The following is a 21,914-nucleotide window of genomic DNA, read 5'->3' as shown; positions in this document are numbered from 1 at the left end:
GTTTCCCCTTAATCCCGGACCACTCTGTCCCAGAAGTGTGAGTTGAAGCCTGCATCGACGTATTTGGCGAATTCCTGCCAGGCGGGATAGCCATCCTGGAACATTCTCGCCGACATTCGACCGTCCTTGGCCGGGTAAAGTCGGCCGCCTGCTTCCTTGACGATAGAGTCCAACCGCGCCATCAGCTCCAATGTTGTGTCGCCGTGATTTGGAAAGTCCAGCGCCAAGGTAGTGCCGGCGGTCGGGAATGACAGAAGCCCCGGTGACGGAACGGTGCCGAACGTCTTCAGGACGGCGAGAAACGACCCTTGGCCGCTGGCCGAGATGGCCTTGAGCATGTCCCGTGTCGCGTCCTTCTGCGCCCCTGGCGGAATAACGGACTGATACTGATACATGCCCTTTCGGCCATACATGCGGTTCCAGCGACCTATCGCGTCGAGCGGGTAGAAAAACGGATACAGCCCCATCCGTGCCGGTCCGCTTTTCCGCTTGCCATTCCAGAAGTACAGCGCGTTGAAGGCGCTGATCGAGTACCGGTTCATGGCAAAGCCGGGCAGGCTCACCGGCATGGTCAGCCGCGTGTTGCCCCGATCCGGCAAGATCGATCCCGAAGGAGCGTGATTGCCTCGCGTAAAAATGCCGCGACCGAGACGATCACGGTCAGAAAGGCAATCGATCCAGGAGACCGTGTATTCGAAATCTCGCTCGCTCTCTTCGGCCAGCGTGAAGAACTCATCGAGATCGCCGAAGGGAATGTTTTCCGCCGCGATGATCGCGCTGCTGATGGGGATAAGCTCGATTTCCGCCCAGGTGATGACGCCGGTCAGGCCAAGCCCGCCGATCGTGGCCTGAAACAGGCCGGACGGATCATCCGGGGTTAGTTCCAGTTCGGTCCCGTCAGATCTCAGAAGACCGATGCGGCGCACCCAATTTCCAAGCGTCCCGCGCACATGATGGTTCTTGCCGTGCACGTCATTGGCAATTGCCCCACCGAGGGTCACAAAACGCGTCCCCGGCGTCACCGGCAGAAAGAAGCCCCGACGGACGATGGTCCTGAGAATGGCGTCAAAGGACACGCCTGCTTCGGCCCGCAACAGACGGCTGTCCGTATCGAGTTGGATCAGGCGGTCCAGCCCGGTCATGTCGATCAGGCCGCCCGCCGGATTGAGCCCGCTATCGCCATAGGACCGCCGCAGGCCGGCCGCAAGAAGGCTGTGTCCCTCGGAACGTCCGGACACCACAAGCGCCGGCAAGGCATCGCGCCATGCTGGGGACGCGACATGGTGGGTGGCTTTTATCACCCCGCCCCAGGAACGGATCCCGTCCGATTGCGAAAAGCCTGTCATAGGGCCGCCACGAAAAGAAGCGCAACGACCACGCCGAGGAAGAGGCTGATCCGATCCCGGATGGCGAAACTGACCGGATCATCGTTCATGCGGCCACGATGGGCCAGAAGCCATATGCGGCCGAGCCATATCGACAGCACGACGGGGATCGCCGACAGGAATTGCGGTTGCCCATAGTGGTTGCCGATCCGCAGTTCCATGAGGATGAAGATCATCAGCACAACGAGCGATGCAATCGCCGCGGCAATGCCGAAGGCCAGCGTCAAGGCCGCGTCCTCGACCTCGTATCCGCGACTTTTCAGGCTCGACGTGCCGCTGGATGCGGCACGCACGATCTCGGTATGCCGCTTGGCGACGGCGAGCGAGAAGAAGAAGAAGACCGCGAAGGTCAGCAGCCAAGCCGGGCGTGAATCGCCGAGAAGCAGTGTCCCCATGACCAGGCGCGTCGTAAAGAGTACGCCAATGATAAGGGTGTCCAGCAGGGGCACCCGCTTCAGCCCCAGCGAATAGGAGCCGGTGATCACCAGATAGGCGAGGAGGGCGGCGGCAAAATCCAGGGACAGCAAAGTGCCGCAGACGAAGCCGGCCACGAGCAGCGATCCCGCCAACGTAAAGCCGGACTGGATCGAAAGCCTACCGCTGGCAAGTGCCCGGTTGCGCTTCGACCAATGCTGCCGGTCGGCGTTCAGATCGGCGATATCGTTCAGCAGGTAAGTCGCCGATGTCACCGCCAGAAGGCAGGCGAAGCCAAGAAGCGTCTGCAGAATGACATATATATCCGTCCATGCATGGGCGAGGATCAGCGGCACGAACATCAGGACGTTCTTGGTCCAGTGATGGACGCGGATCGCCTTCATGAATTCCTTGGGCGTCAGCGACGGCGTGTGGAACTCGGCCAGAACAGGCTTGCCCAGCTGGCGCGCCCGGCTGGCGATGTCAGGCTTGACGCCGGCCAGAACCACGCCGCTCGACGCTTCCCAAACGGGCAGGTCGACCGCATGATCGCCCGCGTATATGAAGCCCTTCGGAAAGCGTTCGGCCAGATACTGTGCCTTCGCCTTGCCCTTCAGATTGGCTGTTCCCGAGCCGGTCGCCGAGGAGAAAATCCCGATCCGGCGCGCAATCTTGTCCACAACGCTTTGATCGGCCGCCGAGCAGATATGCAGCTCATGCCCTTCCTCGGCCTTCTCGCGCAGCCACTCGACCAGATCCTCCCGCAATGGCAGGACCTCGTCCGTCAGGTCAACTTCCCGCCCAAGAGCCGCCTTCAGCACATGGCGGCCCTTTCTCAACTCCGGCAAAACCCGCACCAGACAAGCCGGCTTGCGAAACAGCGCGATCGCCGCCGATTCATGCAAAGTATCCGACAGAATAAGCGTACCGTCCAGATCAACAACAATCGGCAAGGCAGCGGGCACGTTGCTCGCAGCCTGCGCAATGCCGTCAATGCCTGAACTGAGAGACGTCATCCAGAATTCGTCCTTTCGCACGGATTGCAGGTCGAGCTTAAGGTCGCCCTGCGAGTTGCTATGCTCAAAACACAAATATCGGCTTTTCTCAACCGCGAAATGAGCTTGTCTGTGATCGCGTTTCGGCCGGGGAATGTGGCGCGGGACAAGTTGTTGCACGCCTTGAGGCTGGCAAATCCGTCATGCTGGCTCGATCGGGTCTCTCCCTATGACCTTCAGCTTATCCAAAGGATGCCGTCGATAGTGCAACTGTCGTCAAACCGGGTTTGAAAAATAAACCCGATCTCTCTATGGATAACGGCAAGGCATTTTATTGCGCGGCGGATGGGGTATTTCATTGACAAACAAAAATGTTCTTGTCGTGGGTGGTGCGGGATACATTGGGTCCCATACATGCATGGAACTGGCGGCAAGAGGATATACGCCTGTCGTCTTCGACAACCTCTCCAACGGCCATCGCGAATTCGTGCGCTGGGGCGCGCTTGAAGAGGGCGATATTCGCGACCGCGCGCGCCTCAACGAAGTCTTTGAAAAATACGCACCGGTTGCTGTCGTGCATTTTGCCGGTTCCATCGAGGTCGGCCAGTCCACACGGGATCCGGTCTCCTTCTACGACAACAACGTCATCGGGTCGCTGTCGCTGCTGGAGGCAACCATCGCTGCCGGCGTCAAGGCCTTCGTCTTTTCCTCGACCTGCGCAACCTATGGCCTGCCGGAGAGTGCCGCGATCGACGAAACCCATCGGCAGTCACCCATCAATCCCTATGGCCGGACAAAGCTCATCGTCGAACAGGCCCTCCTGGATTACAGCCAGTATTGCGGACTGAACTCGGTGATCCTGCGCTATTTCAACGCCGCCGGTGCGGATCCCCAGGGCCAGATCGGCGAATGGCACGAGCCTGAAACCCACGTCATTCCGCTCGCCATTGATGCGGCCCTTGGGCGGCGTCCATCTTTCAGCGTCTTCGGCACCGATTACGACACGCGCGACGGCACCTGCGTGCGCGACTATGTCCACGTTCTTGACCTGGCCGATGCCCATGTGCGGGCACTGGATTATCTCTTGGAGGGCGGCGACACCGTCGCCTTGAATCTCGGCACGGGCAGCGGCACCACCGTGAAGGAAGTCCTGGATACGGTCATGACCGTATCAGGCCGCCCGATCACGGTGAACTATGCCGATCGTCGCGACGGCGATTCCACGGTTCTGGTGGCCGACAGCGCGAGGGCGCGCTCGGTCCTCGGCTGGCAGCCGCGATACAGCATCGAGGAAATCGTTCAGACGGCATGGAAGTGGCATTCCAGCCGCAATTCCTGAAGACGCCCGTCAAGTGTCGTGGGAGGTCGATAGGTCCGTTCGGCCATCGTCGCCCCTGTAGGGACAATAGACTCCAGGCTCCTCCGAGTTCTGTCCCTTGAAGGAAAGCCCGGCCTTTTCGAAGGCCAGGCGCAACTGCGCTTCTGTCGCACGATGCACCCCATGTCGTTCCCCCTCGAAGTCCCGGATGGTGCTTCTGGAGACACCGGAAGCCTCCGCAAGCTCGGCTTGCGTCCAGTCGAGATAGCCGCGCGCGGCTCGGCACAGGGCGGGCGACAAAATCGCGTCGTTTTCGGGTTGACCCATCGTTATGAACTGCCCATATAAGCGATAGTTGGCCATTTAGGGCATATTTCAATGTTTTTCTAGTCCGCATTTTCCGCGGACCACTATTGATCAAGGGGGAACTGGGCTTGGGATAACGACGGACGGCTGGGTGCTTCTGCTGCTTCTGGTCATCCCCTTCGTGGGGAGCCTCGCATGCGCGTTCATTTTGAATACGACCTCGCGAGATCTGCCGGTTTTTGTCGCCGGCGCCACCGCTGTCCTGACGATCCTTCTCACCGCGCTCGCCTATACCTCCGTCACCGATGGCGGTGTAATCCGCTTCAGGGCTGAGTGGCTCCCGCAGTTCGGGCTGGATTTCGCGCTCCGCATGGATGGCTTCGCCTGGATCTTCTCCATGCTGGTGACGCTGATCGGCTTTCTCGTCATCCTCTATGCCCGCTACTACATGGGTGAGGCCGACCCGATCCCGCGCTTCTTTTCCTTCCTGCTTGCTTTCATGGGAGCCATGCTCGGCATCATCGTCTCGGGCAATGTGATCCTGCTGTCGATCTTCTGGGAGCTGACGAGCATCTTCTCGTTCCTGCTGATCAGCTACTGGCATTCCAGCGCTGCCGCGCGCGATGGCGCGCGCATGGCGCTGACAATCACCGGCATCGGCGGCTTCTGCCTGCTGATCGGCATGCTGCTGCTGGGCCAGATCGTCGGCAGCTATGATGTGGATACCATTCTCGATTCCGGGGATATGATCCGGAGCCACCAGCTCTATCTGCCGACCCTGGTCTTCATCCTCCTGGGCGCCTTGACCAAGAGCGCGCAGTTTCCCTTCCACTTCTGGCTGCCCAATGCCATGGCCGCGCCAACGCCGGTCTCGGCCTTCCTGCATTCTGCCACCATGGTGAAGGCTGGCGTCTTCCTGCTGGTGCGGTTCTGGCCGGTGCTGGCGGGCACCTTCGAATGGTTCTTCCTGGTGGGGCTTGCCGGCATGCTGACCATGCTGCTCGGCGCCTTTTTTGCCGTGTTCCAGCGCGATCTCAAGGGCTTGCTTGCCTATTCGACCATCAGCCATCTCGGCCTTATAGTCACGTTGCTCAGCCTCGGCAGCCCGCTGTCGACAGTCGCAGCCATCTTCCACATGCTCAATCACGCGACCTTCAAGGCGTCGCTGTTCATGGCGGCGGGCATCATCGACCACGAGACCGGCACGCGCGACATGCAGAGACTGAGCGGGCTGTTCCGATTCCTGCCGGCCACTGCGACGCTCGCCATGGTCGCGAGCGCGGCGATGGCCGGCGTGCCGCTGCTCAACGGCTTCCTGTCGAAGGAGATGTTCTTTGCCGAGGCGGTGGAAACCCATGCGGATTCCATCCTCGACACCATCCTTCCCTATGTCGCGACACTGGCCAGCGCCTTCAGCGTGGCCTATTCGTTGCGCTTCGTCCACGCCGTGTTCTTCGGTCCTCCGCCCCAGGGACTGCCAAAGGAAAACCCGCACGAGCCGCCGCGCTGGATGCGCTTTCCGATCGAAATCCTGGTGGGCGTCTGCCTGATCGTCGGCATCTTCCCGGCCATTTCGATCGGCCCGTTCCTGCACACGGCTGTAACAAGTGTTCTCGGCGCGAACACGCCCTATTACAGCCTCAGCATCTGGCACGGCTTCAACATTCCCCTGCTGATGAGCTTCGTGGCGCTGGCCGGTGGTGTTTTGCTTTACGTCCTGCTGCGCGACTATCTCTCCCGCTGCGAGGACGGCCCGCCACTGTTTCGCCGCCTGCGCGGCCAGCGCATCTTCGAACGGGTTTTGGTCACGGTGTCCTGGCGCTGGGCGCGTCTGGCCGAAAGCCGGCTCGGCACGCGCAGCCTGCAGCCGCAATTGCGCTGGATCGTCGCCGTCGGCTTCGCCGCGGGCCTGCTCCCGCTCTATCTCGCCGGGTTCGAGCGTCGGCCCCTGGTCTTTTCGTCCATGGACCCGGCCTTCTTGATGATATGGCTTGTCGGTATGGCGCTCGCCATAGGCGCGGCTGTTTCGGCGAAATACCATCGCCTGGCCGCTCTCGTCATGCTCGGCGGCGTTGGCCTGGCGGTGTGCATCACCTTCATCTGGCTCTCGGCGCCAGACCTCGCGATTACCCAGCTGCTGGTCGAGATCGTCACCACGGTTCTCATCCTGCTCGGCCTGCGCTGGCTGCCCAAGCGCAATCCCGACAAGGGTGAGATCATGACGATCCGCGCCCGGTTCCGCCGCTTCCGCGACCTGCTGCTGGCGATCGGCTGCGGCGTCGGCATGTTCGTCGTGTCGCTCTCGGTCATGACCATTCCCGTGCCGGATGCCATCGCCAACTATTTCCTGCAGAATGCCTATTCGGAGGGCGGCGGCCGCAATGTCGTCAACGTCATTCTCGTCGACTTCCGCGGTTTCGATACCCTGGGCGAAATCGCGGTGCTCGGCATCGTCGGCCTCACCGTCTATGCCCTGCTGCGCCGTTTCCGTCCTGCGGCTGACAGCATCGGCCTGCCGGAGCAGCAGCGCATCCAGAACCGGTTCGACGAGGAGCGGCCGGAGCGGTCACCCGGCGATATGGTCCGTGACTATCTGCTCGTTCCCTCGGTACTGATGCAGTGGATGTTCCCGGTCATCCTGACGCTTGCCATCTACCTGTTCATGCGTGGCCATGACATGCCGGGCGGCGGCTTCTCGGCCGGCCTCACCCTGTCCATCGCCTTCCTGCTGCAATATCTGGCGGGTGGCACGCGTTGGGCCGAGGACCGGCTGCGCATCCTGCCGCTGCGCTGGATGGGCGTGGGCATCCTGACCGCTGCGGCCACCGGCATGGGTGCTTGGCTGCTAGGTTATCCCTTCCTCACATCTCATTTCCGCTACCTGGATCTGCCCCTGATCGGAAAAGTGCCGGCCGCCAGCGCCCTGCTGTTCGATCTCGGGGTGTTCTCCCTGGTGGTGGGCTCCACGGTGCTGATCCTCACTGCGCTTGCGCACCAGTCGATCCGCATCAATCGCCTCAGGGCCATCGAAGCTGCCAAGGGGGAGGATCCCTGATGGAAATCGTGCTTTCGATGGCAATCGGCGTTATGACCACCTGCGGCGTGTGGCTGATCCTGAGGCCTCGCACCTACCAGGTCATCGTCGGGCTTTCGCTTCTCTCCTATGCGGTCAACCTGTTCATCTTCGGTGTCGGCGGGGTCAAGAGCAACCGGCCGCCGATCCTGGAAGACGGCGTGCTCGCCAGCACGCTGAGCGATCCGGTGCCCCAAGCCCTGGTGCTGACGGCCATCGTGATCGGTTTTGCCACGACGGCGCTCTTCCTCGTCGTCCTGCTTGCCGCGCGCGGGCTGACGGGCAACGACCATGTCGACGGGAGGAACGAGAACTCGTGATCTCCTGGAGCCACCATCTGATCATCACGCCGATCCTGATCCCGATGCTGACAGCGGCTGTGCTGCTTCTCATCGAGGAGCGCAATCGCACCGCCAAGGCGTTGATCAGCTTCACGTCGATCCTGCTGCTGGTGCTGAATGCGACCATCCTCTTTCGGATCGAGAGCGGACCAAACGACTTCGACAATGTCTACCTGATCGGCAATTGGGCCGCACCATTCGGTATTGTGCTGGTGATAGACGGTCTCTCGGCTCTGATGTTGCTGCTGGCCTCGCTGCTGGCGGTGGCCGCACTGGTCTTTTCTCTGGCCAAATGGCATGCCGTTGGCACGCATTATCACAGCCTGTTCCAGTTGCTGCTGGTCGGCGTCAATGGTGCCGTCCTGACGGGTGACCTGTTCAATCTCTTCGTCTTCTTCGAAATCATGCTGGCCGCATCCTATGGCCTGCTCCTGCACGGGACTGGAACGCTGCGGGTCAAGGCTGGGCTGCATTACATCGCGGTCAACCTCGTTGGCGCGCTGTTCTTCCTGATCGGCGTCAGCCTGATCTACGGCACGGCCGGTACCCTCAACATGGCCGATCTTGCCGTCCGCATGCCTGAGCTTGAGCCGGACCGGCTGATGCTGATGGAAGCCGGCGCGGCGGTCCTCGGCGTGGCCTTCCTCATCAAGGTCGGCATGTGGCCGCTCTGCTTCTGGATGCCCGCCGCCTATAGCGCCGCATCCTCGCCCGTCGCCGGCATGTTCGCCATCCTCAGCAAGGTCGGCATCTATGTCATCCTGCGCCTGACGATGCTGCTGTTCGGGGAGGGCCCATCGGCCGGCTTCGGCGCTGACGTGCTGCTGATCGGCGGCATGGCAACGCTGATCTTCGGTACGATCGGCGTGCTTGCGTCCCAGGCGCTCGGGAGGCTGGCAAGTTACTCGGTGCTTGTGTCCTCCGGCACGTTGATGATGGTGCTCGGCATCAAGGACGGCATCGTCTCCTCAGGCGCGTTGCTTTATCTCGTCAGCTCCACCCTGACAATCAGTGCCTTCTTCATGCTGATCGAACTGGTGGAGCGCGGCCAGGATGCCGGCGCCAACGTCTTGGCGGTGACCATGGAGGCCTATGGCGACGGCGAAGAGCACGATGTCGCGCAGGAAGAGGGGGTGACGATCCCCGGCACCATGGCGATCCTCGGCATCTGCTTCGCCGCCTGCGGTATCCTCCTGTCCGGCCTGCCGCCGCTCTCCGGCTTCATTGCCAAATTCGCCATGCTCTCGGCGATGATGGGAACGGGATCGATCGGATCGACGCCCGATATGGCGGTCTGGGCGCTGATCGTGCTCGTTATTCTCTCCGGCATCGCTGCGCTGATCGCCATGACACGCGTGGGCATCCGCACCTTCTGGGGCTCGCTTGAAGGCACTGTCCCCCGCGTTTTCGTGGTGGAAATCGTGCCGATCATCTTTCTGCTGTCGCTGACGCTGCTGCTGACCTTCGAGGCAGGTCCTGTCATGGTCTATATGGACCAGACCATCCGTACGCTCGGGACCCCCGAAAGCTATATCGACGCGGTACGGCAGGCTCTCGTCATCCAAGGATGGGAGCCGGCGCCCCAAACCGGTCAGGGAGGCGCGCCATGATGCCCTTCCCGCTGCTCTCGGCTTGCCTGCTGCTGATGTGGCTGTTGCTGAACGATTTTACCCTGGGCCACCTTATTCTCGGTTTCATCATTGCGGTCTTCGGTGGCTGGGCGCTGGCCGCGCTGAGGCCCGCTAAACCCCGCATCCGCAAATGGCATCTGCTGCCCAAGCTGTTCTTCCGGGTCATGGCAGACATTATCAGGTCCAATGCGGCCGTGGCGCTGCTGATCATCAGGGGAAAGCGCAAGCCGCATGTCGCCCGCTTCATCGATGTGCCGCTGGAGATCGAGCACCCCGTGGCGCTGGCCGCCATGGCGGTGATCCTGACAAGCACGCCCGGCTCTGCCTGGCTCGCCTATGACAGCCGCAGGAAGATGGTGCTGATCCATGTTCTTGACCTCATCGATGAGGAAACCTGGGTGCGCACCATCAAGGAGCGATACGAAAGCCTTTTGCTGGAGATCATCGAATGAGCGCGATCATCCTTTTCATGGCCGTTTCCGTGACCAAACTCATTCTGGCGATCGCGATGGCGGTCGCCTCGGTGCGCATCTTCATCGGGCCGCGCGCCCAGGACCGCATCGTCGCTCTCGACGCGGTCTATGTCATCGCCATGCTGCTTCTCGTCACATTCGGCATCGGCAGCGGGCGCACGATCTATTTCGAGGCTGCCCTGGTGATCGGCATGCTCGGCTTCGTGGCCACCGTAGCGCTGGCCAAATTCCTCATGCGCGGGGAGGTCATCGAATGAGCATTCCTGTTTCAGACCTGCCGCTTTGGATCGTCATCCCGATTTCACTGCTAATGCTGCTCGGTGCCGGCCTGACGCTGCTTGGGGCCATTGGCCTGCTTCGCCTGCCAACCTTTTACGAGCGCATTCACGCGCCGACGCTCGGCACCAGCTGGGGCGTGGGCGCCATCATGCTGGCCTCGATCTTGTATTTTTCGGTGGTGGGCTCCCGGCCGGTGCTGCATGAGATCCTGATCGGTGTCTTCATCACGCTGACGACACCCGTCACGCTCATCCTGCTGGCGCGTGCGGCGCTGCATCGTGATCGCGCCGAAGAAAACAAGACGGTGCCGCAGGACGGCCCACCGGTTTAAGAGTGGGCCAGACCCTGGTGACGTTCAGAGTTTCAGCAGGGCCCGGGCATTGTCTTTCAGGATCAGCGGGCGGACCTCGTCGCGGATGCCGATCGTCTCGAAATCCTTCATCCACCGATCCGGCGTGATCGCCGGCCAGTCGGAGCCGAACAGCATCTTCTTGCGCAGCATGGTATTGGCATACTGGATCAGGATCTGCGGGAAATATTTGGGCGACCAGCCGGAGAGGTCGATATAGACATTCGGCTTGTGGGTCGCGACCGCCAGCGCCTCTTCCTGCCAGGGGAAGGAGGGATGAGCAAGGATGATCGGCATGTCGGGAAAGTCGGCCGCCACGTCATCCAGATACATCGGGTTTGAAAACTTCAGCCGCATGTTCATGCCGCCGCGCATGCCGGCGCCCACGCCGGTCTGCCCGGTGTGGAACAGCGTGATTGCACCTTCCTCGGCAATCGCCTCGTAGAGCGGATAGGCGTTGCGGTCGTTAGGGTAGAAACCCTGCATGGTCGGGTGGAACTTGAAGCCCTTGACCCCGAACTCGCGCACCAGACGCCGGGCTTCGCGTGCGCCGACCCGGCCCTTGGCCGGATCGATGGACGCGAAGGGAATCATGATGTCGCTGTTTTCAGCGGCGATCTTGGCGACTTCCTCGTTCTCGTAGCGCCGAAATCCGGTCTCGCGCTCGGCATCGACCGGGAAGATGACGCAGGCGATCTTGCGCTCGCGGTAGTAGACAGCGGTTTCCTGAACCGTGGGCAGCATGCCCTGCGTGCCCGCCGGATTCTTGAAATAGCGGGCCATGCCGGCCTGGAAGTCATGATAGCCATCATCCCGCTGGCAGCCGCACGGCTCCTCGGCATGGGTGTGGATATCGATGGCGACGATTTCGTCCATGTTCATGGGCCAGTCTCCTCCAGACCAACATATTTCTGCAAAAGCGCGATCAACTGGCGCAGTTCCGGCTTGCTGAGCGGTGCGCCGGTCGTTTCCTCATAGGTAAAGAAGGTCTCGGCCACCGCCTTGACAGCCTCGCGCCCAGTCGCCGTCAGGGTCAACTCGACGGCGCGACGGTCGGAGTCGGGAATGGCGCGCGAAACGAGCCCCTGATCCTCGAAGCCGCGGATCAGCTTGGTCATATGGGCGCGCTTGATCATCAGCCGCTGGCCGAGTGCGCTCTGGCGAATGCCCGGATTGCAGGAAATCACCCACAGCACCGAGAATTCACCGGGCTTCAGGCCCCGAGGTCCGTTCTCAGAATAGAAGTCGTCGAAGGCCTTCAACTGCCCCAGGCGCAAAAGAAAACCCAGGGAACCGGCAAGTGCTCCGACATCGACCTGATCGACGTTGCGGACGGAGAAGTCCATGCGCTCCTCCCTAGTTTGCGCCCGGTGCCTTCAGGCGTGCAGCACGTTTGTCGAGGAAGGCCTGAAGCCGCTCTTCGGCTTCCGGGCTGGTCGCGGTGAAGGACGAGATGAAGGATTCGACGAAGAGACCGTCTTCCTTGGCCATGTCCTGGATCCGCGGCAGGGCGTTCAGCACGGCGTAGTTGGAAAGCGAGGCATTGGAGGCCGCGGTGAGGGCCAGTTCATGAGCCTTTTCGCGAGCCGTTCCGGCGGGCACGACATATTGCACCATGTTCCAGCGCTCTGCATCGGCAACGGAGGCAACGCGGCCGGTCAGCATCATGTCGGTCATGCGCGCGACGCCGGTGAGCCGTGCGACGCGCACCGAGCCGCCGCCGCCGACGAAGATGCCGCGCTGGCCCTCAGGCAGGGCGAAGAAGGCGGTTTCATCCGCGACCCGCACATGGGTCGATGCCGCCAGTTCCAGGCCGCCGCCGACCACGGCGCCATGCAGGGCCGAGAACCACGGAATGGTGCCGTGTTCGATGCCGGAAAACACCTGGTGCCAGCGGCGCGAGCCGCGCACACCCTCGATTGCGGACTTCTTGACGTGTTCGGCAAGATCAAGACCGGCGCAGAAATGGTCGCCATGGCCAAACAGCACGACCGCCTTGGCTTCGCCTTCCGCCCTGGCGACTGCTGCGGCAATGCCTTCGACAAACCTGTCGCTGATGGCGTTGCGCTTCTTCGGGCGGTTGAGACCGATATGCGCGATTTCGCCCCTCATCTCATAGGTAACGAATTCCTCGGCTGAGCCGTCGCTCATATGCGTCCTCCCTTAATTGTCACAGGTGCGTCCTGTCGTTAATTTGATTGTTTACAGGGCGATTGTTTTTTTGTAAACAAATTTTAGGGAGGAGCTGGCGACAGCTCAAAGCGTAAATTCAGTGATGACGTCTGGGAGGAGTCATGACGATGAGTGCTGTGCGCAGCGTCAAACTTTGGTCTCCGGACTTGGCCTGGGAGGTGCGCGACAACGGCGAGTATATCGTCTGGCGCAACGATCCCCTTGGCGCCTATCCCGACAAGATCAACGAGCGCCTGGTTCACTGGGCAGGTGTCGCGCCCGACAGGGTATGGATGGCCGATCGGCAGGGCAGGGGCCCGTGGCGCGAGGTCACCTATGCCCAGGCTCTCGACAAGATCAGGCGCATCGGCCAGTTCCTGCTCGATCACGGGCTGTCCCCGGATCGTCCCCTCTTGATCCTCTCGGAAAACTCCATCGAACATGCGCTGATGGCGCTGGGCGCCCAGCATGTCGGCATTCCCTCGGCGGCCGTTGCGCCGGCTTATGCCACATCAAACGATTTGGGAAAGCTGGGCGATATCAGCAATCAGATCACCCCCGGCCTGGTCTTCGCCGAGGATGCGGCACCCATGACGCGGGCGCTGGCCGAGGTGTTCGCCGACGGCACGCCCTTCGTCGCCGTCAGCAACCTGCCGGCCGGTCGCGCGACCTGCTTCACCTTCGACGACGTGCTGGCGACCGAGCCGACATCATCAGTGGACCGCGCCTTCGACGCCGTGGGGCCGGATACCGTTGCGAAGTTTCTCTTCACGTCGGGCACGACAGGCTCCCCTAAGGCGGTCATCCAGACCCAGCGCATGCTCTGTTCCAACCAGGAAATGGTCACGGATTGCTACGCCTATTTCCGTGATGAACCGCCCGTGGTGGTCGATTGGGCGCCCTGGAACCACACGGCCAGCGGCAACAAGGTGTTCAACCTCGTCATCTATAATGGCGGCACCTATTACATCGACCGCGGCAAGCCGACGCCGGCCCTGATCGGCCAGACCATCGACAATCTCCGGGAGATCTCTCCGACCTGGTACTTCAATGTGCCGGCGGGATACGAGATGCTGATCCAGGCCATGAATGCCGACGAGACGCTACGTCAAAACTTCTTCCGCGACCTCAAGGTGCTGATGTATGCGGGTGCCGGCATGGCGCAGCACACCTGGGACGACCTGCTGCGGCTCTCGGAAGAGACGCTCGGCCACCAGCTTCCCCTCGGAACGGGCCTCGGTTCCACCGAGACCGCACCCTTCTCGATCTATTGCACTGACCAGCAGCCGAAGCCGGGCAATATCGGCATTCCCGCCCAGGGCATCACGGTCAAGCTGGTGCCGATCGAGGACAAATTCGAATTGCGGCTGAAGGGTCCCAATGTCACGCCCGGATACTGGCGCAATGCCAAGCTGACGGCGGACGCCTTTGACGAGGAAGGCTTCTACCGCATCGGCGACACCGTGAAGTTCGCCACTGCCGGCGATCCCAGCCGGGGCTTCTATTTTGACGGCCGCATTGCCGAGAACTTCAAGTTGCAAACGGGAACCTGGGTCGGTGTCGGCCTTCTCCGAGCCCAGATCGTCAACCAGTTTAGCGGATTGATCCGAGATGCAGTCATCACCGGGGAGAACCGCGAGGAACTGGGCGCTCTGCTTGTGCCGTTCATACCGGCTTTGCGTGAACTGGTTCCGGGCTCGCACGGGCTTTCGGATGCCGAGATCATGGATCACCCCAATGTCCGCTCTAAACTTGCCGCCAAACTCGCCGAGCATCAGCGTGTCGCCACGGGTTCCGCGACCCGTGTCATGCGCGTGCTGTTGATGCGCGAGCCGCTGCGGTTCGAAAAAGGCGAGGTGACCGACAAGGGTTCGATCAACCAGCGCGCCGTGCTGGCCCATCGCAAGGACCTGGTGGAAGCGCTCTATGACGACGTCGCCGGGGTGATCAAGGCGAGCAGGGAGCTTGCGGCATGATCATCGAAGGGGCAGGCGCATTTGTAACGGGTGGCGGCTCCGGCCTTGGTGAAGCGGTGGCGCGCATGCTGGCCGCGCGTGGCGCGGTGGTCCATCTGTTCGACCGCAATCGTGATGCCGCCGAAAAGGTGGCAGGCGAGATTGGCGCCACCGCCCATGTCGGCGATGTGGTGGATGAAGTATCGGCGGGCAATGCCCTGGCCGCCGCCGCCAAGTCCGGCAACGGTCTGCGCATCCTGGTCAATTGCGCCGGCATCGGCACGGCAGGGCGCATCCTGGGTCGCGAGGCGGTTCTTCCGCTGACAGATTTCGAGAAGGTCATACGCGTCAACCTGATCGGCACCTTCAACATGATGCGGCTGGCCGCCGAGCATATGTCCAAGGCCGACGAGCTCGCCGATCATGCCCGCGGCGTCATCGTCAACACCGCCTCCGTGGCCGCATTTGACGGGCAGGTGGGGCAGGCGGCCTATGCCGCCTCCAAGGGCGGCATCGTCTCCCTGGCACTGCCGGCGGCGCGCGAACTCGCCCGGTTCGGCATAAGGGTCAACACCGTCGCGCCGGGCATTTTCCTCACGCCCCTGCTGCACACCCTGCCGGAGGAGGTGCAAAAGAGCCTGGCGGCACAGATTCCCTATCCCTCCCGCCTGGGCGATCCGCAGGAGTTCGCCGACGTGGTGCGCTTCCTGATCGAAAACCAATACATCAATGGCGAGGTCATCCGTCTGGATGGCGCTGTCCGCATGCAGCCAAGGTGACGAGATGAGCTTCGCCAGCCAGGCTGCCCGCACGATTGAGCTTTTGAAGGCGACCCCTGGCTGGGCGCGCGTCAAGGATCTCCGCTCCGATTGCGATGACGAGACCGTCGTTGCCATCGTGGACGAGGCTGCGCGCTTTGCCGAGACGGTGCTGGCGCCGTTGAATGTGCGTGCCGACCGCGAGGGCTGCCGCGTCGTCGATGGCCGGGTCCGCACCCCCCAGGGCTTTGCCGCCGCATTCCGTCGATATGGCGAAGCCGGCTGGCTCTCGATGGATGTGCCCGAGTCTTTCGGCGGGCAGGGCGTGCCGCTCGTGCTGCAGAGTGTCTGCGCGCCGCTGTTCGAGCGCGGCTGCGTGGCCTTGATGATGGCCGTCGGTTCCACCCGCGCCGCCTGCCATCTGCTGGCAGAGGCTGCCGATGCCGAGGTGGCAGAGGAATGGATTGAGCAACTGTCGTCGGCGCAATGGGCCGCGACGATCTGCATTTCCGAACCCGATGCCGGCTCCGATGTCGGCCGCCTGAGGACGCGCGCGGTTCTTAACGATGGCGAATGGCGCATCAGCGGCCAGAAGATTTGGATCTCCTTTGGCGATCACGACATGGCGACACGCATTGGTCACTGTCTGCTCGCCCGCACCAACGACCAGCCTGGCACTCGGGGTTTAAGCCTCTTTCTCGTGCCCGACCGCTTCGGCGATGATCGCAATTGCGTGACGGTCGAGCGCATCGAAGAGAAGATGGGTCTTCACGGTTCGCCGACATGCGCGCTGCGCTTTGATAATGCGCGCGGCATCCTGCTCGGCGCGGAAGGTCGCGGCCTGCCGCAGCTCTTCACCATGATCGAGCTCATGCGGCTGCAGACCGGTTGCCAGGGCCTGGGTCTCGCCTCGGCTGCCGTCGACCTGGCGGAGCAATATGCCGGGGAACGCCGCCAGGGTGGCGATCCGAACAAGCCCGCTCCCGTCATTGCGCGCCATCCCGATGTCCGCCGCCAGTTGGACGAGATGCGCCTGGCCACCGAAAGCCTGCGCGCAGCGGTGCTCGAGCTTGCGACTGTGATGGACCTGGCAAGGCTGGAGACGGGCGAGGCGGAGCGTGCCGACATGGCGGCCCTGTCCGGCTGGATGTTGCCGCTGATCAAGAATTTCGGCGCCGATGCCGGATTTACCATCTCCAATGCCGCGATCCAGGTCTTCGGCGGGGCGGGCTATACGCGAGATTGGCCGCTGGAGCAGTATCTTCGCGATGCCCGCGTCATGACGATCTATGAGGGCACGACCGGCATGCAGGCCATCGACCTTCTGACGCGGCGCCTGTGGCGCGATGGCGGCAAGGGGCTCGATCTCTTCCTGAGCCGGGCGCGCCGTGACCTGACAGGACCTGGGCTCGATGGCTGCGCCGAGGCTGACGTGGCGCTTCAGGTGCTGGCGGATTTCGAAAAGCTGAGTGCTGACATGATGGCGATGCAGGCAGAGCCCGACAAGGCGCTCTACCGCGCCGACGCCTATCTGCGCGCAGCATGGAAGGCATTTTCCGCCTGGATGGCCGTGAGGGTCGCGAAGACGGGATCGCAGACGGCCGCTGCAGAGGAAGCAGCGGCCTGATGAGGGAGTAAGGCAAGAGATTCAATCTGGCGGCGCCGTATCAGACGGTCCCGTCTCTTTTGGGAGGAAGACATGATGAATCGCATGAAATTCTGGGCGGCGTCTGCGCTTGGCCTGACATTGATGGCAAGCACGGCACTGGCCGATATCACCATCGGCGTGACGATCCCGACCACGGGTCCGGGTGCGGCACTGGGCATTCCGCTGAAGAACTCGATCGAGCTGTGGCCGACCGAGATTGCAGGCGAAAAGCTCAACGTCATCATTCTCGATGATGCGGGCGATCCGGCCAAGGCGACCACAAACGCCCGCCGCTTTGCCAATGACGACAAGGTCGACGTCCTGATGGGCTCGGCGCTGACCCCGGCTGCCATCGCCGCCGCCGGCGTTGCCAACGAAGCGAAGGTTCCGCATTTCGCCATCTCGCCGATCCCGCCGACGGCCGTGAAGGAATGGAACTTCGTCCTGCCGCAGTTCTCCACCGTGCTGGCGAAGAAGATGTTCACCCGCATGCAGAAGGATGGCGTCAAGCGCGTTTCCTTCATCGGTTTTGCAGACTCCTACGGCCAGCAATGGGTGGATGAGCTGACCAAGACCGGCAAGGACTTCGGCCTGGAAGTGGTGGCCGACGAGCGCTATGCCCGCGCCGACACCTCCGTGTCAGGCCAGGTGCTGAAGGCGCTCGCTGCCAAGCCGGATGCCGTCTTCATCGGCGCTTCCGGCACGGGTGCCGCCCTGCCGCAGATCGGTGTCCGCGAGCGCGGCTTCACCGGTCCGGTCTATGTGGTGTCCGGTGCGGTGACCTTCGAGTTCCTGCGCATCGCCGGCAAGGCCGTCGAGAACACGGTCTTCTCGTCGGGTCCGATCATGGTGGCCGAAGACCAGCCGGATGATTCTCCGACCAAGGCCGAGGGGCTTGCCTATCTCAAGGCCTATGAAGGCAAGTTCGGTCCCAATACCCGCACCCAGTTCGGCTCGCATGTCTGGGATGCGATGGTGATCCTCCAGAAGGCGGTTCCGGTCGCCCTCGCCAAGGCCAAGCCCGGCACAACAGAGTTCCGCACCGCCCTGCGTGACGCCATCGAATCCAGCGGTCCCTACAATGCCACCCACGGCGTGTTCCAGTTTTCGCCGACCGATCACTACGGCCTCGACGAACGCGGCGCCGTGCTGCTGACGGCCAAGGACGGCAAGTTCCAGCTCGTCAAGGACTGAGATCTGCAAAAGAGGGTCCGTCCATCGGGCGGATCCTCCCTCTCTTCCCAATCCATCACCCGTATTTCATCAGAGGAATGCTCTTGGACGCGACCATAGCGACGTTCCTAATCCAGGATGGCCTGACCAATGGTGCGGTCTACGCGCTGCTGGGCCTTGCCATCGTCCTGGTCTTTGCGGTCACGCGCGTGATCTTCATTCCTCAGGGCGAATTCGTCGCCTATGGCGCCCTGACGCTGGCGATTCTTGACACCGGCAATATGCCGGGAACGCCCAAGCTGCTCCTGTTTTTCGGAGCGCTCGCCTTCCTGTTCGACCTCTGGTCCTGGCGCCGCACGCCACAACTCGCGTCGCTGCTGCGCCACGCCGCCATCGATATCGGTCTGCCGCTCGCAATCTATGTTGCGGTCCTTTTCCTGGCGCCGCTGCAATTGCCGAGCGTCATCCGAGCCCTGATCACCGTCATCATCATCGCGCCCATGGGCTTTTACGTCTACCGCATCGCCTATCGGCCGCTGGCAGATGCCACGGTCCTCGTTCTGCTGATCACCTCTGTTGGCGTGCACCTGGCCATGCTGGGCCTGGGTCTCATCTTTTTCGGACCGGAAGGCCTGCGCGCCGCGCCGCTGCATGATGGCAGCTTCACGGTCGGGCCGCTGCTGGTCACGGCACAGAGCATCTTCATCTACCTCACCACGATCCTCATCATGATCGGTCTTTATATCTTTGTCGAAAAGACCCTGCTCGGGAAGGCGCTGAAGGCAACCGCCGTCAACCGACTGGGAGCTCGGCTGGTCGGCGTGCGCACCCAGCTGACGGGCGTCACGGCCTTCGTTCTGGCCGCCACCATCGCTGCCATCTCGGGCGTGCTGCTCGGGCCGATCACGACGATCTACTATGACACCGGCTTCCTGATCGGCCTCAAGGGCTTCGTCGCTGCGATCCTCGGTGGCATGGGCAGCTTCCCCGTCACCGCGATTGCCGCCATCGGCGTCGGCATGGTCGAATCCTTCGCCTCGTTCTTCGCCAGCAATTACAAGGAAGTCATCGTGTTTGGCCTCATCGTACCCGTGTTGATATGGCTCTCGCTCGGTGCGGGTCATCACGAGGAGGAATGACCATGGCCTTTGGCAAGCATATCGTTCCCGGCGCCATCGCCCTTCTGGTGATCGCCGCTTTGCCGCTCCTTCCGGTGCCGCCGTTCTGGATCACGCTGGCAAACAATATCGGCCTCGCCGCACTGGTGGCGATCGGTCTGGTGCTGCTGACAGGCGTCGGTGGCATGACCTCCTTCGGTCAGGCGGCCTTTTGCGGCTTCGGCGCCTATACATCCGCTGTCCTGACCACGGCCTACGGTTTTTCCCCATGGCTGTCGCTGCCGATCGCCCTTGTCGTCGGCGCAGTCGTGGCGGTGCCGCTGGGGCTGATGACCGTCCGGCTCTCGGGCCACTATCTGCCGCTCGGCACCATCGCCTGGGGGTTGGCGATCAACTATCTCTTCGGCCGCATCGAGATGCTCGGCCGCTACGACGGCATATCGGGCATTCCGCCGCTGTCGATCGGCGGCCAGCAACTGATGAGCAGCGATTCCATCTACTACGTCATCTGGGGCTTCGTGATCGCCACCGCGATCGGCGCCCAGAACCTGCTTGATAGCCGCGTCGGACGCGGTATCAGGGCTTTGCGCGGCGGCGCCCAGGCGGCCGAGGCCTTCGGCGTCAATATCAAGCGCGCGAAGCTTATCGTGTTCGTCTTCGCCGCCGTGGTCGCCGCTCTCTCTGGCTGGCTTTTTGCCCATATGCAGCGCGCCGTGAACCCATCGCCCTTCGGCCTGGATATGGGCATCACCTATATGTTGATGGCTGTCGTCGGCGGCTCCGGCCATGTCTGGGGCGCTATCTTCGGCGCGGGCGTGGTGTTGATCCTCAAGGAGATCCTGGAGCGCACGCTGCCGCATCTGCTGGACACCACCGCCAATTTCGAAATGATCGTCTTCGGCTTCCTGCTGGTCGCCATCCTACAGGTCTCCCGGGACGGGCTCTGGCCGCTCCTGGCGCGCTATCTGCCCGGCCGCCCGCCGCGGGACGTCAGCGCCGATGGTGCGGGACTGGAACGGCGTGCCATGCCCGAACCCGGTTCGACCCTGCTGAAGGTGGACCGCGTGCGCAAGGTGTTCGGCGGTCTGGTCGCGGTCAATGACGTCAGCTTCGAGGTCAAGGCCGGACAGATCGTCGGCCTGATCGGCCCGAATGGCGCCGGCAAGAGCACCACCTTCAACCTGATCACCGGCATTCTCGGCCTGTCCGGCGGCAGCGTCACCTATGCCGGGGAAGCCTTGACCGGCATGAACCCGCGGCTGATCGCACAGCGCGGCATCGCCCGCACCTTCCAGCACGCCAAGATCCTGCCGACCATGTCGGTCCTGGAAAACGTGGCGCTCGGGGCACATCTGCGTGGCGACGCCGGGGTGCTGCGCAGCTTCCTGCGGCTGGAGCGCAAGGAAGAGGCCGCCCTGCTGGCCGAAGCCGCCTATCAGCTGGACCGGGTTGGGCTCGGCGCCCACAAGCACCGGCCGGCGGGTGATCTCGCCCTCGGCCAGATCCGCATCCTGGAAATTGCCCGCGCGCTGTGCCTCGATCCCGCCTTCCTGCTGCTCGATGAACCCGCAGCCGGCCTGCGCCACGGCGAAAAGCAGGAACTGGCCAATCTCCTGAAGAAGCTGCGGTCGGAAGGCGTGAGTGTTCTCCTGGTGGAGCATGACATGGGCTTCATCATGGGGCTGGTCGATCATCTCGTCGTGCTCGACTTCGGCACCCTGATCGCCGAGGGCAAGCCGGCGGATGTCAGAAAACACCCGGCCGTCATCGCGGCCTATCTGGGGAGCGCGGCGTGAGCGAAAACCTGCTCGATATCAGGGACCTCAAGGTCTCCTACGGACGGGCCCAGGTGGTCCACGGCATCTCGCTCACCATGAAGGCCGGCAGCATCGTCACCGTCATCGGCGCCAATGGCGCGGGCAAGACCACCTTGCTCAACGCCATCATGGGCGTGGTGCCGTCCCAAGGCGAGATCTATTTCGATGGCGCGCCGGTGCCGTTGACGCTGGAAGGTCGTGTGGCGGCGGGCGTCTGCCTCGTTCCCGAGCGGCGCGAATTGTTCGGCTCCATGACGGTCGAGGACAATGTCGAGCTTGGCGGCTTCCTGCGCACCGGTGCCGAACGGGCGGAAACGCGCGCCCAGGTCTATGGCCGCTTTCCCCGGCTTGCCGAGCGGCGCAAGCAACTGGCCGGTACGCTTTCGGGCGGTGAGAGGCAGATGCTGGCGCTGGCACGCGCCCTGATGAGCCGGCCGCGGCTGTTGCTGCTGGACGAGCCGAGCCTCGGCCTGGCGCCGCTGATCGTTGCCGATATCCTGCGGATCGTCTCCGAACTCCGGCAGACCGGCGTTTCCATCCTGCTGGTAGAGCAGAACGCCCGCGCTGCCCTGGAAATCGCCGACGAGGGCTATCTGGTGGAACTCGGCGAGGTCCGCCGCTCCGGCCGCGCCGCCGACCTGGCCGTGGATCCCGCACTGATGGAAAGCTATCTCGGCAATAGCGGCGGGCATTGACCGCTGCGGACAGG

General features: G+C 62.6%; 20 protein-coding genes. 14 read left to right on the top strand and 6 right to left on the bottom strand.

All coding sequences use genetic code 11. The annotated features are described in order from the left end of the window. Window positions 1-8: 8 nt before the first annotated feature. Window positions 9-1,346 (bottom strand): FAD-binding oxidoreductase, encoded by a 1,338-nt coding sequence (locus B9A97_RS12590; RefSeq protein ID WP_084365689.1) that lies wholly within the window; start codon window positions 1,344-1,346, stop codon window positions 9-11. Further along, a complete protein-coding gene (locus tag B9A97_RS12585; RefSeq protein WP_143530430.1) occupies window positions 1,343-2,815 on the bottom strand; it encodes a UbiA family prenyltransferase in 1,473 nt (490 codons plus the stop codon). The genes B9A97_RS12590 and B9A97_RS12585 overlap by 4 nt, the downstream gene beginning before the upstream one ends. A gap of 337 nt (window positions 2,816-3,152) precedes the next feature. Here B9A97_RS12585 and galE point away from each other — a divergent pair, with 337 nt between their 5' ends. Further along, entirely contained in the window at window positions 3,153-4,133 is a 981-nt protein-coding gene (gene galE / locus B9A97_RS12580) for a UDP-glucose 4-epimerase GalE (protein ID WP_084365687.1), read from the top strand. 9 nt (window positions 4,134-4,142) lie between these two features. Here the strand turns inward: galE and B9A97_RS12575 are convergent, their stop codons facing one another. Further along, a complete protein-coding gene (locus tag B9A97_RS12575) occupies window positions 4,143-4,439 on the bottom strand; it encodes a helix-turn-helix transcriptional regulator (RefSeq protein WP_143530429.1) in 297 nt (98 codons plus the stop codon). A 112-nt stretch (window positions 4,440-4,551) separates the two neighbouring features. On the opposite strand from B9A97_RS12575, the gene B9A97_RS12570 reads away from it, so the two are divergent. The 6 genes from B9A97_RS12570 to mnhG are packed head-to-tail and all read left to right on the top strand — an operon-like array spanning window position 4,552 to window position 10,546. After that, entirely contained in the window at window positions 4,552-7,473 is a 2,922-nt protein-coding gene (locus tag B9A97_RS12570; protein WP_348532394.1) for a monovalent cation/H+ antiporter subunit A, read from the top strand. Continuing rightward, on the top strand, window positions 7,473-7,811 hold the full coding sequence (locus B9A97_RS12565; RefSeq protein ID WP_084365684.1) for a Na+/H+ antiporter subunit C: 339 nt from the start codon (window positions 7,473-7,475) through the stop codon (window positions 7,809-7,811). Before B9A97_RS12570 ends, B9A97_RS12565 begins: the two co-directional genes overlap by 1 nt. Further along, complete coding sequence (locus B9A97_RS12560; RefSeq protein WP_084365683.1) at window positions 7,808-9,442, top strand: monovalent cation/H+ antiporter subunit D; 1,635 nt, start codon at window positions 7,808-7,810, stop codon at window positions 9,440-9,442. The genes B9A97_RS12565 and B9A97_RS12560 overlap by 4 nt, the downstream gene beginning before the upstream one ends. Further along, window positions 9,439-9,915 carry a Na+/H+ antiporter subunit E gene (locus tag B9A97_RS12555; RefSeq protein ID WP_084365682.1) on the top strand — a complete coding sequence of 159 codons (477 nt, stop codon included), beginning with the start codon at window positions 9,439-9,441 and terminating at the stop codon, window positions 9,913-9,915. The genes B9A97_RS12560 and B9A97_RS12555 overlap by 4 nt, the downstream gene beginning before the upstream one ends. Further along, on the top strand, window positions 9,912-10,193 hold the full coding sequence (locus B9A97_RS12550; protein WP_084365681.1) for a K+/H+ antiporter subunit F: 282 nt from the start codon (window positions 9,912-9,914) through the stop codon (window positions 10,191-10,193). Before B9A97_RS12555 ends, B9A97_RS12550 begins: the two co-directional genes overlap by 4 nt. Then, entirely contained in the window at window positions 10,190-10,546 is a 357-nt protein-coding gene (gene mnhG, locus B9A97_RS12545) for a monovalent cation/H(+) antiporter subunit G (protein WP_084365680.1), read from the top strand. The genes B9A97_RS12550 and mnhG overlap by 4 nt, the downstream gene beginning before the upstream one ends. A 24-nt stretch (window positions 10,547-10,570) precedes the next feature. Here mnhG and B9A97_RS12540 read toward each other — a convergent pair whose 3' ends face one another. The 3 genes from B9A97_RS12540 to B9A97_RS12530 are packed head-to-tail and all read right to left on the bottom strand — an operon-like array spanning window position 10,571 to window position 12,715. Then, on the bottom strand, window positions 10,571-11,446 hold the full coding sequence (locus tag B9A97_RS12540) for an amidohydrolase family protein (RefSeq protein WP_084365679.1): 876 nt from the start codon (window positions 11,444-11,446) through the stop codon (window positions 10,571-10,573). After that, entirely contained in the window at window positions 11,443-11,910 is a 468-nt protein-coding gene (locus tag B9A97_RS12535) for a MarR family winged helix-turn-helix transcriptional regulator (RefSeq protein WP_084365678.1), read from the bottom strand. Before B9A97_RS12535 ends, B9A97_RS12540 begins: the two co-directional genes overlap by 4 nt. Window positions 11,911-11,920: 10 nt before the next feature. Next, entirely contained in the window at window positions 11,921-12,715 is a 795-nt protein-coding gene (locus B9A97_RS12530) for a crotonase/enoyl-CoA hydratase family protein (protein WP_084365677.1), read from the bottom strand. A 143-nt stretch (window positions 12,716-12,858) separates the two neighbouring features. On the opposite strand from B9A97_RS12530, the gene B9A97_RS12525 reads away from it, so the two are divergent. The 7 genes from B9A97_RS12525 (at window position 12,859) to B9A97_RS12495 (ending at window position 21,900) form a co-directional block, all read left to right on the top strand. Continuing rightward, entirely contained in the window at window positions 12,859-14,712 is a 1,854-nt protein-coding gene (locus B9A97_RS12525) for a feruloyl-CoA synthase (RefSeq protein WP_084365676.1), read from the top strand. Then, window positions 14,709-15,470: an SDR family NAD(P)-dependent oxidoreductase gene (locus B9A97_RS12520; protein ID WP_084365675.1), complete on the top strand. Its 762-nt coding sequence runs from the start codon at window positions 14,709-14,711 to the stop codon at window positions 15,468-15,470. The genes B9A97_RS12525 and B9A97_RS12520 overlap by 4 nt, the downstream gene beginning before the upstream one ends. Before the next feature lie 4 nt (window positions 15,471-15,474). Next, window positions 15,475-17,076: an acyl-CoA dehydrogenase family protein gene (locus tag B9A97_RS12515; RefSeq protein ID WP_244564198.1), complete on the top strand. Its 1,602-nt coding sequence runs from the start codon at window positions 15,475-15,477 to the stop codon at window positions 17,074-17,076. A 72-nt stretch (window positions 17,077-17,148) separates the two neighbouring features. Further along, entirely contained in the window at window positions 17,149-18,291 is a 1,143-nt protein-coding gene (locus B9A97_RS12510; RefSeq protein WP_084365673.1) for an ABC transporter substrate-binding protein, read from the top strand. An 83-nt stretch (window positions 18,292-18,374) separates the two neighbouring features. Further along, a complete protein-coding gene (locus tag B9A97_RS12505) occupies window positions 18,375-19,409 on the top strand; it encodes a branched-chain amino acid ABC transporter permease (protein WP_084365779.1) in 1,035 nt (344 codons plus the stop codon). Between the two features lie 2 nt (window positions 19,410-19,411). After that, complete coding sequence (locus B9A97_RS12500) at window positions 19,412-21,184, top strand: branched-chain amino acid ABC transporter ATP-binding protein/permease (protein ID WP_084365672.1); 1,773 nt, start codon at window positions 19,412-19,414, stop codon at window positions 21,182-21,184. Continuing rightward, the gene (locus B9A97_RS12495) at window positions 21,181-21,900 is read left to right on the top strand and encodes an ABC transporter ATP-binding protein (protein WP_084365671.1); all 720 of its coding nucleotides are present in this window, start codon (window positions 21,181-21,183) and stop codon (window positions 21,898-21,900) included. The genes B9A97_RS12500 and B9A97_RS12495 overlap by 4 nt, the downstream gene beginning before the upstream one ends. Window positions 21,901-21,914: the final 14 nt, after the last annotated feature.

The organism is Rhizobium sp. RU36D (assembly GCF_900176345.1).
Lineage (GTDB): Bacteria > Pseudomonadota > Alphaproteobacteria > Rhizobiales > Rhizobiaceae > Allorhizobium.
The sequence above is the reverse complement of the archived record's forward strand: the minus strand, read 5'-3'. Positions and strand labels throughout refer to the sequence as shown.

Excerpts from the sequence above, each read along its gene's own strand:
- mnhG (WP_084365680.1), top strand. The coding sequence starts at position 10,190 with ATGAGCATTCCTGTTTCAGACCTGCCGCTTTGGATCGTCATCCCGATT.
- B9A97_RS12515 (WP_244564198.1), top strand. The coding sequence starts at position 15,475 with ATGAGCTTCGCCAGCCAGGCTGCCCGCACGATTGAGCTTTTGAAGGCG.
- B9A97_RS12535 (WP_084365678.1), bottom strand. The coding sequence starts at position 11,910 with ATGGACTTCTCCGTCCGCAACGTCGATCAGGTCGATGTCGGAGCACTT.
- B9A97_RS12520 (WP_084365675.1), top strand. The coding sequence starts at position 14,709 with ATGATCATCGAAGGGGCAGGCGCATTTGTAACGGGTGGCGGCTCCGGC.
- B9A97_RS12575 (WP_143530429.1), bottom strand. The coding sequence starts at position 4,439 with ATGGGTCAACCCGAAAACGACGCGATTTTGTCGCCCGCCCTGTGCCGA.
- B9A97_RS12530 (WP_084365677.1), bottom strand. The coding sequence starts at position 12,715 with ATGAGCGACGGCTCAGCCGAGGAATTCGTTACCTATGAGATGAGGGGC.
- B9A97_RS12550 (WP_084365681.1), top strand. The coding sequence starts at position 9,912 with ATGAGCGCGATCATCCTTTTCATGGCCGTTTCCGTGACCAAACTCATT.
- B9A97_RS12590 (WP_084365689.1), bottom strand. The coding sequence starts at position 1,346 with ATGACAGGCTTTTCGCAATCGGACGGGATCCGTTCCTGGGGCGGGGTG.
- B9A97_RS12585 (WP_143530430.1), bottom strand. The coding sequence starts at position 2,815 with ATGACGTCTCTCAGTTCAGGCATTGACGGCATTGCGCAGGCTGCGAGC.
- B9A97_RS12555 (WP_084365682.1), top strand. The coding sequence starts at position 9,439 with ATGATGCCCTTCCCGCTGCTCTCGGCTTGCCTGCTGCTGATGTGGCTG.
- B9A97_RS12500 (WP_084365672.1), top strand. The coding sequence starts at position 19,412 with ATGGCCTTTGGCAAGCATATCGTTCCCGGCGCCATCGCCCTTCTGGTG.
- B9A97_RS12540 (WP_084365679.1), bottom strand. The coding sequence starts at position 11,446 with ATGAACATGGACGAAATCGTCGCCATCGATATCCACACCCATGCCGAG.
- B9A97_RS12565 (WP_084365684.1), top strand. The coding sequence starts at position 7,473 with ATGGAAATCGTGCTTTCGATGGCAATCGGCGTTATGACCACCTGCGGC.
- B9A97_RS12510 (WP_084365673.1), top strand. The coding sequence starts at position 17,149 with ATGATGAATCGCATGAAATTCTGGGCGGCGTCTGCGCTTGGCCTGACA.
- B9A97_RS12525 (WP_084365676.1), top strand. The coding sequence starts at position 12,859 with ATGACGATGAGTGCTGTGCGCAGCGTCAAACTTTGGTCTCCGGACTTG.